This window comes from Duganella radicis (assembly GCF_009720825.1).
Lineage (GTDB): Bacteria > Pseudomonadota > Gammaproteobacteria > Burkholderiales > Burkholderiaceae_D > Rugamonas > Rugamonas radicis.
In genome coordinates, this window is record NZ_WNKY01000006.1 from 182,344 (window position 1) to 192,723 (window position 10,380).

The 10,380-nt window shown below is 67.2% G+C and carries 8 protein-coding genes; 2 read left to right on the forward strand and 6 right to left on the reverse strand.

Annotated features, from left to right (window positions below; genetic code table 11):
• Positions 1–5 precede the first annotated feature (5 nt).
• The 4 genes from GM676_RS08790 to GM676_RS08805 form a co-directional block, all read right to left on the reverse strand.
• The gene (locus GM676_RS08790) at positions 6–2,612 is read right to left on the reverse strand and encodes a BACON domain-containing protein (protein WP_155463144.1); all 2,607 of its coding nucleotides are present in this window, start codon (positions 2,610–2,612) and stop codon (positions 6–8) included.
• A 113-nt stretch (positions 2,613–2,725) separates the two neighbouring features.
• Positions 2,726–3,910 carry a tetratricopeptide repeat protein gene (locus tag GM676_RS08795; RefSeq protein ID WP_155463145.1) on the reverse strand — a complete coding sequence of 395 codons (1,185 nt, stop codon included), beginning with the start codon at positions 3,908–3,910 and terminating at the stop codon, positions 2,726–2,728.
• Between the two features lie 87 nt (positions 3,911–3,997).
• Positions 3,998–5,185 carry a hypothetical protein gene (locus tag GM676_RS08800; RefSeq protein ID WP_155463146.1) on the reverse strand — a complete coding sequence of 396 codons (1,188 nt, stop codon included), beginning with the start codon at positions 5,183–5,185 and terminating at the stop codon, positions 3,998–4,000.
• Between the two features lie 5 nt (positions 5,186–5,190).
• Positions 5,191–6,057, reverse strand: a complete 867-nt coding sequence (locus tag GM676_RS08805; protein ID WP_155463147.1) for an HDOD domain-containing protein — start codon at positions 6,055–6,057, stop codon at positions 5,191–5,193.
• A 157-nt stretch (positions 6,058–6,214) separates the two neighbouring features.
• Here GM676_RS08805 and GM676_RS08810 point away from each other — a divergent pair, with 157 nt between their 5' ends.
• Complete coding sequence (locus GM676_RS08810) at positions 6,215–6,784, forward strand: DNA-3-methyladenine glycosylase (RefSeq protein WP_155463148.1); 570 nt, start codon at positions 6,215–6,217, stop codon at positions 6,782–6,784.
• Here the strand turns inward: GM676_RS08810 and GM676_RS08815 are convergent.
• Together GM676_RS08815 and GM676_RS08820 are read right to left on the reverse strand one after the other, a co-directional pair.
• Positions 6,686–8,329, reverse strand: a complete 1,644-nt coding sequence (locus GM676_RS08815; protein WP_155463149.1) for a methyl-accepting chemotaxis protein — start codon at positions 8,327–8,329, stop codon at positions 6,686–6,688. The two genes, GM676_RS08810 and GM676_RS08815, sit on opposite strands and share 99 nt — an antisense overlap.
• 13 nt (positions 8,330–8,342) lie before the next feature.
• Positions 8,343–8,789 (reverse strand): cache domain-containing protein, encoded by a 447-nt coding sequence (locus GM676_RS08820; protein WP_155463150.1) that lies wholly within the window; start codon positions 8,787–8,789, stop codon positions 8,343–8,345.
• Between the two features lie 171 nt (positions 8,790–8,960).
• On the opposite strand from GM676_RS08820, the gene GM676_RS08825 reads away from it, so the two are divergent.
• The coding region (locus GM676_RS08825; protein ID WP_229262595.1) for a KamA family radical SAM protein at positions 8,961–10,380 on the forward strand (1,420 nt) is incomplete at its 3' end.

Genomic DNA, 10,380 nt, shown 5'->3' on the forward strand with positions numbered 1-10,380 from the left:
TTGCCTTACGGGCCGATCGGCAGGAAGGTGACGATGCCGTCGTCGGTGATGGCGACCAGCATCCAGCCCTCGCCCGACAGCACCATCTGGCGCGGCAGCAGTTGCTTGCCGGTCGAGCTCAGCTTGTATTGCTGGACGATTTTGCTGCCGGTGCTGTCGTACATGTAGATGTCGTTGCTGCCGGGACGGGCGGCGCCACCGCAGTAAATGCGGCCGTCGAGGCCCACCTCGATGTTGTTGGGCGCGGCGTCGCCAATGTTCATGTAGCCAAGGATGGCCAGGTCCGGCGCGTTCATGATGGTGCACGCTTTGGGCGTGGCGGCGGCGCTGTACATCAGTGCGCCATCGGCGCTGATCCAGACATCCTGGCCTTGCGTGCCCGGGCTGGCGTGACTGGCCGCGGCCAGTCTGGCGGCGTACAGCGTACCGCCACCGAGCGCGGAGTAGTCGACACTGGCGCTGGTGTGCTGCACGCCGGTGCCGCTTTCATCCTGCTGCACGACGCGTTTGCCGTCGGCGCTGGCGGTCAGGCTGCCGCCGGTGGTCAGCGGCAGGGCGCCGATCTTTTGCAGGGTGGCGGTCTGGAACACCTGGCCGTCGCTGAGCACCAGCAGCTCCACCCCGTTCGGGCGGATCAGCTTGAGACGGGTGGCCTTGGTGCCCGGCACCGACAGCGGCAGCTGGCGGCCGATGGCGCGGGTGGCCAGGTTAATCGTGCTGATGCGGGCGTTGTCGATGTCGACCACGTACAGGGTGGCGCCGTCCGGCGTCACCGCCATGTCGCCGAGGTGGGCCGAGAAGCCGGCGATGCTGGCTTCCCTGGCGCCGGTGTAGACGTTGTAGACATCGATCACGGCGCCGCCGTTGTGCAGGTAGGCGTACGGCCGGATCGGGTCGGTCGCCACATTGGTGTAGGGCAGGGTGGTCTTGACGGCGCCGCTCGGGGTGGCCGAGCCCTTCCACAGCGCCACGCGGATTTTCTCCGGCGCCTGCGCGTCCGGATCGGTGGCGGTGACGGTGATGGTGGCGGTGCTGACGGTGTCGCTGGTCAGCTGGGTCGGATCGGCCGTCAGGATCAGCTTGTCGGCGCTGACGCCTACCACCAGCCACGACTGGTCGCTGGTGGCGCTCATGCCGCCGAAGTTGCCGTAGTTGTCGGCCACGCTGATGGTGCGGGTCAGGCGGCTCCAGTCTGGCGTGCTGACGAAGGCCACGGCGGTTTCGGCCGGCAGCAGCTTGTGCTGGTCCTTGTTAAGCGACAGCAGCACTTGCGCATTGACGGCATCGCCATTCACATTGCCCAGTAGCTGCAACAGTTTGGAGCTGACGCCGACCGCAGCACTGGCCGGGCGGGCCTTGAGGGTGATGGTGGCGCCGCTGGCGTTGACTGTGCCGGCGGCGGCGGTCGCGGTGGCCCAGCTTGGTATGCCGGGCAGTTGCCACGGCCAGGACTGGGGGCCGGTGTTCAGGCTGAACTGGAGATCCTGGCTGGTGGCGAAGTCGCGCCCATAGGTGCCGCCCAGGGTAATGGTGGTGGCCGAGGTGGCCAGCGTGGCCTTGGTCAGGTTGAGCGTGACCGGCAGGGTGCGGGTGGCCAGGCCGGTCGGCTTGATGGTGACGTTGGCGTTGTAGCTGCCGGCGGCCAGCTTGCCGACGGTCGGGTCGACCGCCAGCACGGTGGTGGCCGGGGTGGCGCCGGCGGTCGGCGAGACGCTCAGCCAGGCGGCGCTGCTGCTGGCGGTCCAGTTGGCGGTAAGCTTGTTGTCGGTGTCGAGGCTGACGATCTGGCTGGGGATGGGCGCGCCGTTGATGGCGTTGAAGGTGACACTGTTGCTGCCCAGGACCAGGCCCGGCGGCAGTACGGTCAGCGCCACCGGCAGCGCCACGCGCTGGCTGTCGCTGGCGGTGATGGTCAGGGTGGTACTGTAGTTGCCCTCGGCCAGGCCAGTGGTGTCGTAGCTGACCGACAGCGTGCCGTCACCCGTGCCGCTGGTGGCGCTCAGTTTGAGCCAGCTGGCGCCGCCGTTGTCGGCGGTCCAGCCGCGGCCGGCCGCGCCGATGGCCACGCTGACGGTGGCCGGCGGCGTGCCGCCACTCTGGGCGGTGGCGCTCAGCGGCATGGCCGGCACGGCGGTGAAGGTGGCGGTGCCGGCCGGTACCACGGTGATGTCATAGGGCAGCGCCACCGGCGAGCCGGGGAACTGGCTGGCGCAGCCGTTGTCGCGGCACAGGCGCACGCTGAAACTGCCTTTGTAATTGCCGGCCGCCAGCGTCGGCGCCGACAGCAGCACGGCGTGGTACTGGGTGTCGCTGTCGCGCACGACGGTGGCGGTGGGCAGGATCACGCCATTGCTGTCGACGATGGTGGCAAACACGCTGCTGGCGCCGGCGAAGTCGCCCGGGCGGGCCACGGTGGCGATCACGTTCATGGTCAGCGAGGCGCCGGCGTTGACGGTGGCGCTGATGGTGGATGGGGTGAAGGTGAGGGCCGGGCTGGCGGCAGGCGTGCTGTCGCCGCCACTGCCGCCGCCCCCACCGCCGCCGCCGCAGCCGGTCAACAGTGCCGCAATGAGGAAGGGGACGGCGGCGTGGGCGGGCCTGAGTCTCAGCATGACAAAATCCTTGTTGATATGGGTGTTGCTTAATTTACTTGCAATTGTTGCGCGTTCGCAACTATGTGTCAAGTTTAAGCTAGTTTCAGCATATCACTGTCACACTCTGATGTTTATTTCGCGCGCAACTGGGCCTCGTAGGCGCGGATCTTGTCGAGCTTGGCCGAATACAGGTCGTGGGCGCCGCGCGTGGTGCTGTTTTTCATGGCCAGCGCCATGTGGTTGTCGGCCGCGCGCAGATTGCCCAGCTGGTAGTTGGCCACCGCCAGCCAGAAGTGGAATTCGTGGTAGTCCGGCACCCGTTCCAGTTCTTTTTCAAACATCTTGCGGGCGCGCGCATAGTCGCCCTGCTTCATGGCTTCCTGGCCTTGCAGGAAGAAGTGGAACGGTGGGTAGGGTTCCAGCACCGCCAGGCGGGCGCGCAGCACGCCGGCTTCCTGCGTCTTGTTCTGGCCCTCCAGCGTTTGCGCCAGGTTGGCCAGGAAGATGGTGTTGTCCGGCGCCTGCGCATGGGCGTAGCGCAGGGTGGCCTCGGCCGCCTCGGGATTGCCGTGGTGCTGGTAGATCACGCCCAGCGTGTTGTAGGCGTTGAGGAACAGCGGATCGACCTCGGCCGCCTTGCGCGCCGCCCAGTAGGCGTCATCGACCTGGCCGGCCGACAGCAGTTCGGCGGCGCGGTTGTTGAGGAACATGGCGATGATGGTGGCCTCGGTCAGCGGGGTGGCTTCCTGGCGCGCCTTTTCCGGCACCGGGATGAAGTCCACCGTCAGCGAGTTGGCGTTGTCCAGGCTGTAGGCGGTGTAGGGATTGCGGTCGCCGCGCGGCCGCCCCAGTGCCAGGTTGACATGGTTGCTGGCGAAGTAGAGGTTGCCGGCGCGGCTCCACACTTCATCGACCTGGATTTGCTGGAATTGCACCGGCAGGTTGAGTTCGCGCGCCAGGGCGGCGGTCATGATGGCCAGCGACAGGCAGTTGCCGGCGCGCGCCTCGAAGGTCTGGGCGGCGTCGCGGGTGATGGCGGAATCGTATTCGAGTTGCAGTTTGTCGCGCCGGTACAGGGCGTCGAACAGCTGGCGCCGCACATCCTTGCCCGGCCCGGTGTTGCCGATCTCGTTGTGGACGTAGGCGCGCATGGCCGGGCTGAGGGCGAACACGCGGCTGGTGTCCACCGGCGCCGATGGCGGCTGGAACAACTGGTCGTGGAATAGCTGCCGCTCAGGCGCCTGCGGCGCCACCGGCTGGCTGGCGCAGCCGCCGAGGATGGCGGCGGCGCACAGGATCAGGGCCCATGGTTTCATGACTGTCTCCCTCTGCCGCGGAATCTGCGTTCCGCGTACCGGAAAGTATCCTCGGCTCGGAGGGGACTGTCAAACAGGAAATCGCTTTCAGCCGAGCGGGTCCGCCGAGACCGCGATATCGCTCAGGCCGAGGCTGGCCAGGGCGTCGCCGAGGTCGGCCAGCGCGTCGTCCAGCCCGGTGGCCGGGTCGTGGCGCTTGCTGGCGCTGGCCAGCACGGCGCCGCCCTGCGACAGCTGGACCTGCAGCTGTGGCTCGTCGTCCTCGTCGGACGGGGCGATCACGGCTTGCACCCGGGCCGGGTCGTGGCCCGCCAGCGCCTGGTTCAGCTCGGACAGCAGGCGCAGCATGTCGTACTCGGACTGGCCCTGGGCGCGGGCGCCGAAGAACAGGTCCTGGTACTGGAAATTGAGCGTCAGGGCCGGATCGGCGCCGCGCGCGCGGCCGAGGCAGCGCGCCACCAGCGGCGCGTATTGTGCGGTCCACTGCTGGTAGGCCTCGGCGCGTTTGGCGAAGTAGGCGTCGGCGGCCCGCTCGCCGGCCGGCACGGTGTAGAAGGCGTCGTCGGCGCGCTTGAGGGCGAAGCCTATCAGGTAGCGCAGTTCCACCGCGCTGTCGTCCAGGCCGAAGCGCGACGGCGACCAGCCGTGCTTGAGGCTGCGCTCGAGCGCCGGCGCGGCGGCGATTTTTTTCTCGGTCAGCGAGTGCGCCGCCTCGCGCAGCATGGCGTGCAGCTGGCCGTAGCTGATGCGCTCCACCTCGCCGGGATCGTAGGCGTGGCTGACCAGCACCACCCTGGCTTGCGGACTTTCCAGCCCGGCCGCGGTGAAGCTGGCCAGCAGGGCGTCGTAGGCGTCGCCGTCCTGGAAATCGTGGGCCGGGTCGAGGCCGCCCTGGCTGTGAACGAACACCGGAATCGCGAAGGCGTCGATTTCCAGCTCGGGCGCGTCGTCGCGGCGCAGCAGCAGGTTGGCCGCGCCTTCCTCGATGGCGTTGCGCAGGTAGCGGTAGCCGTCCAGCGATTCGTCGCGCGCCAGCTCGATGGCGCCGTACAGCACTTCATCCTTGCCCTGCGCCAGCAGGCGGCGCAGCAGGCGCTGGAACTCGAGGTGTTTTTGCGCCAGCTCGGCGCGGGTGGCGGCGGCCACGATGTCGGCGCCGGCCGATTCATCGGCCAGGTCCAGCGCCAGGGCGCACAGTTCGGTGGTTTGTTGCTCGTCTTTGGCTTCCGGCGAGCTGGCGGATTTGCGCGGTACAGGGCGCTTATTTTTGGGCATTGTTGTTATCGTTCGGTATGGAAGGTTTCGTTCAATTCTTCGAGCAGGTCCTCGGTCTCGTCCTCGGTCAGGCCGAGGTGGCGGCAGGCGGCGTCGCCGCCCTTGTCCCATTCATACGAGGTGCTGCTGCCGTGCAGGCGCTGGATGCCTTTCTCGGCCAGCACGGACAGCGCCACCAGCGAGCGGATCGCGTCGTCGGTGGCGGGATCGTCCAGCACGCGGTAGTCGTGGTGCAGCAGGATGGCCCACGACACGTCCGGCGACAGGCCCCAGTTGCGCGCCAGCAGGCAGCCGATGGCGGCGTGGTTGGTGCTGTAGCGCTGGTCTTCGATGGCGGTGAAGAGGTGGCCGGCGTCGTCGCAGGCCAGGGCGTAGGTGTTGGCGTAGTCGGCGAAGCGGTTCATCAGCAGCGGCACGCCGATGTCGCAGAACAGGCCGAAGGTGTGGGCGATATCGGGCGGCGCGATGCGCAGCTTGCGCGAGGTGAACACCAGCGCCTGGGCGCGCCGCGCGGAAATTTCCCAGAAGGCGTTGAGGTCGGCCTCCTTGCCCTCGATGGCCTGGCGCGCCAGCAGGCCGGTCAGCAGGGCCGCGCACTGGTTGATGCCGAGGAAGTTGATCGCCTGCTCGACCGACTTGGCCTTGCGGGCGGCGCCGAAGAACGGCGAGTTGGCCAGCTTGAGCAGGGCGCCCGACATGCCGACGTCGTTGGCGATGATGCGGGCGATGGTGCGCGGCGACGGGTCTTCCCTGGCCAGCTCGCGTTGCAGGTCGACGAGCAGGCTGGGCCGAGGCGGAATCCGGATGGAGCGCATCAGCGCATCTTCCACCGCGTTTTCTGTTGGCAAGGCTGGGGCAGCTACTGTCATCATTGTGAGATCTGGGTAAAGGCAATCGTACCCTCGATTATCGCCGCAAGCGGGGGACGATTGCGTGAATTTGTGGCGATTTTCTGCGCGCGGCACCATATTTTGTCGCGTATTGCCGGGATTCGATATTGATTTGTTACGACTTTATGGGAATACATGCATGATCACAAATCTTGCAGGAATTGATTTCAGCGCCCCCTCGCATGAGGTGGCGTCGCGGCTGATCGGCGTGACCTTGCTGGTGAATGGCGTCGGCGGCCGCATTGTCGAGACCGAGGCCTACGACCGCAGCGAGCCGGCCTCGCATTGCTACATCGGCGAGACGCCGCGCAATTTCTCGATGTTCGGGCCGCCGGCGCGCAGCTATGTGTACCGCTCGCATGGCTTGCACTGGTGCCTGAATTTTGTCTGCCGCGAGACCGGCCACGGCGCCGGGGTGCTGATCCGGGCGCTGGAGCCGACCCACGGGCTGGAGCAGATGCGCGCGCGGCGCGGGCTGGAGCCGGAGCGTTTGCTGTGCTCGGGGCCGGGACGGCTGGCGCAGGCGCTGGGCGTGACGCGCGACTTCAACAACCTGCCGTTGTCGGCGCCGCCGTTTCAGCTGCTGGCGCGCGCGGGCGAGATCGAGGTGCTAGCCGGCCCGCGCATCGGCATCTCGAAAGCCGTGGAGCTGCCGTGGCGTTTCGTGGAGGCCGGCTCGCGCTTTCTGAGCAAGCCCCATCGCGGCTGAGGGTTCCAGCTTGAACACCGACACCGCCTGCGACAGGTGCCCGGCCTGGTCCTGCAGGCTGGCGGCGGCGGCCGCCGCCTGTTCGACCAGCGCGGCGTTCTGCTGTGTCACATCGTCCATCTGCCCCACCGCCTGATTGACTTCGGCGATGCCCTGCGCCTGCTCGGCGCTGGCGGCGCTGATGCGGGCGATGATGTCGTTCACCTGCCGCACGGCGGCGACGATGCCGTCCATGCGCTCGCCGGCCTGCTGCACGGTGGCGCTGCCGCTGTCGATGGTGGCGACCGAGGCGGCGATCAGGGTCTTGATTTCCCTGGCGGCGGCGGCCGAGCGCTGGGCCAGGGTGCGCACCTCGGAGGCCACCACCGCGAAGCCGCGTCCCTGCTCGCCGGCGCGCGCCGCTTCGACGGCGGCGTTCAGCGCCAGGATGTTGGTCTGGAAGGAGATGCCGTCGATGACGGCGATGATGTCGACGATCTGGCGCGAGCTGGCGCGGATCGAGGCCATGGTCTGCACCGCGTCCGCCATGGCGGCGCCGCCGTGCTGCGCCAGTTCGCTGGCGCCGGCCGCCAGCTGGCAGGCCTGGCGCGCGTTGGCGGCGTTGGCCTGGACCGCCTGCGTCAGCGTGTTCATGGCGCTGGCGGTCTGCTCCAGCGAACTGGCCTGGACTTCGGTGCGGGTCGACAGATCGAGGTTGCCGCTGGCGATTTCGCGCGCGGCGACGTCGATCGAGCGCACCGCGCCGAGGATGGTGGTGAGGGTTTGCGTGAGGTTGGCCATGGTCTGGTCCAGCATGCGCGCGGTGTCGGCGATTTCGTCGCGGCCGGTGGCGCCGCGGCCGGCGGCGAGGCGGCCGGCCGCCAGCGCGATCACCACGTCGGCGATGGCGCGGATGTCGCGCAGCATGGCGCCGCGCACCGCCATGGTCACGCCCAGCGACAGCACGATGGACAGCAGCAGCATGGCGGCCATGGTGGTATTGAGCGCGCTGAAATCGGCCTTGGCCCGGGCGTGGGCCTGTTCGCTGAGTTTTTTCTCCAGCGCCGAGAGTTGCGCCAGCTGCTGGTTCAGCCGCTGGAATTGTTTTTCGGCGATGGCCATCGAATTGGTGGCGATGCTCTGGTCCATCTGCGCCATGTCCAGGGTTTGCAGCACCGCCTTGCGGTAGCCGGCCAGCGCCTGCAGCGACTGGGCGACGATCTGGCGCTCGCCGGCGTCGGCCAGCGCGTCGAGGTTGCGCAGCTGGTCCTCGATGCCGGCGTGGCGGGCCTTGATGTCGCGCGACAGGGCATCGAGGCGGGCCTGGGCGAAGCTGCCGTTGACCCACGCCAGCAGCTGGTAGACCTCGCCGTGGGCGTGGTGCGTGTCGCCGCTGACGTCGGCGACGGCCTTGAGGCGGGCGGCGCGCACCTGCACCAGGTTTTCCAGCGAGGCGTTCTGGCGCACCATGCCGACGTAGGCCGCGCCGGCGGTGGCGATCAGCAGCACCAGCACCAGCATGGGCGCCAGCAGCAGTTTGGGACCGATACGCAGTTGGTTCAGCATGGCGCGCCTCGCTTTATTTTTTGTAGATGCCCGCTTCCAGCACGACGTCGCCGACGCGCAGGATGTAGGTGGTCTTGGGTTCGATCTTGCCGGTGGTGGGATTCTTGTACTGGTAGTCGACCCAGCCGTGGCCCTTTTTCGCCGCCAGTTCGATGATCTCGCGGCGGTACTTTTTGCCGTTGGCGTCCGGGATGTCGGTCAGGTCCTTGCCGACGATGGACGGGTTGACCGGGTGCGCCAGCACGATGCCGGTCTTGATGTCGCGGATGTCGACATACAGCGAGCCTTGCAAATACTCGGGGTCCTTGGCGGCGATCTTTTTGATGAAGGCGTCCTGGCCGTTGGCCTTGATGAAGGCGGCGCCTTTTTCCGCCATGGCGATGGCGTCTTTCTCGGTCGGTTCGTTGGCGAAGGCCGAAGCGGCGGCGGCCAGCAGCACGGCGGTGATCAGCGTTTTCATGAGCGGCTCCTGTGAGAGTGGATGGCGCTATGAACTTTACGTGGCTGCCGCGAGCGCGAATTGCGCTGGCGCAAGCTCTGAAACATTTCCGTGCGTCAGTTGATGCTCGGCAATTTGGCCGGCGGCGCGCGGCCTAGCATGGAGTTTTCTGACCCACTGAAGGAAACCCCGATGGATACGCCTAAATTCAAGCCGTTTATACGCCAGACCATTTCCCACTCGCGCCAATGGGAGTGGATACCGCCGGATTTGCAGGAGGCGGTGCAGGTGGTGTCGCATGTGCTGCCGTTCCGCACCAATGAATATGTGCTGGACCATCTGATCGACTGGAACAATATCCCGGACGATCCGATCTACCGCCTGACTTTCCCGCACCGCGACATGCTGGCGCCGGACGACTACGCGCGCCTCAAGGAACTGGTGCTGGGCAAGGCCGACCAGCCGGCGCTGGTGGAGCTGGTGCGGCGCATCCGCATGCGCATGAATCCCCATCCGGCCGGGCAGATGACGCACAATGTGCCGCGCGTGAACGATGCGCCGCTCAAGGGCTTGCAGCACAAGTACAAGGAGACGGTGCTGTTCTTCCCGAGTTCGGGGCAGACCTGCCATGCGTACTGCACCTTCTGTTTCCGCTGGCCGCAGTTCGTCGGCATGGACGACATGAAGTTCGACGCCAAGGAGTCGCACGAGCTGGCGTCCTACCTGCGCATGCATCCGGAGGTGACCGATGTGCTGATCACCGGCGGCGATCCGCTGATCATGAATACGCGTTCGCTGGAGGCGTACATCGCGCCGCTGCTGGCGCCGGACCTGGCGCATATCCAGAATATCCGCATCGGCACCAAGTCGGTGGCGTATTGGCCGCAGCGCTTCGTGACGGACCGCGACGCGGACGATCTGCTGCGCCTGTTCGAGCGGGTGGTCGCCAGCGGCAAGAACATGGCAATCATGGGGCATTACAACCATGCGGTGGAGCTGCGGCAGGAGATGGCGCAGCAGGCGGTCAAGCGCATCGTCGGCACCGGCGCCACCTTGCGCATGCAGGGGCCGCTGATCCGGCATATCAACGAGGACCCGGCGTCGTGGGCGGAGCTGTGGCAGACCGGCGTGCGGCTGGGGGCGATTCCGTACTATATGTTCGTCGAGCGCGATACCGGGCCGCGCGAGTATTTCCAGCTGCCGCTGGCGCGCGCGCATGAGATTTTCCAGGCGGCGTATCAGATGGTGTCGGGCTTGTCGCGCACGGTGCGCGGGCCGTCGATGAGCGCTTTCCCGGGCAAGGTGGTGATCGACGGGATTGCGCAGATCGGCGGCGAGAAGGTGTTTGCGTTGCAGTTCCTTCAGGCGCGCAATGCGGACTGGGTGCGCAAGCCGTTCTACGCGAAGTTCGATCCGCATGCGACGTGGATGGACGAGCTGAAACCGGCGTTCGGCAAGGAGAAGTTTTTCTTCGAGGAGGAGGGGGGATCGCGCAGCGAGTTCGGCGCCGAGCCGCCGGGCGCGCGCAAGGTGATTCCGCTGATGGCGGCGCGGCAGGAGGTCGGCGGCGCGGCGCCGGCGCCGTCGTCGGCGACGGGCTGCGGCTCGCACA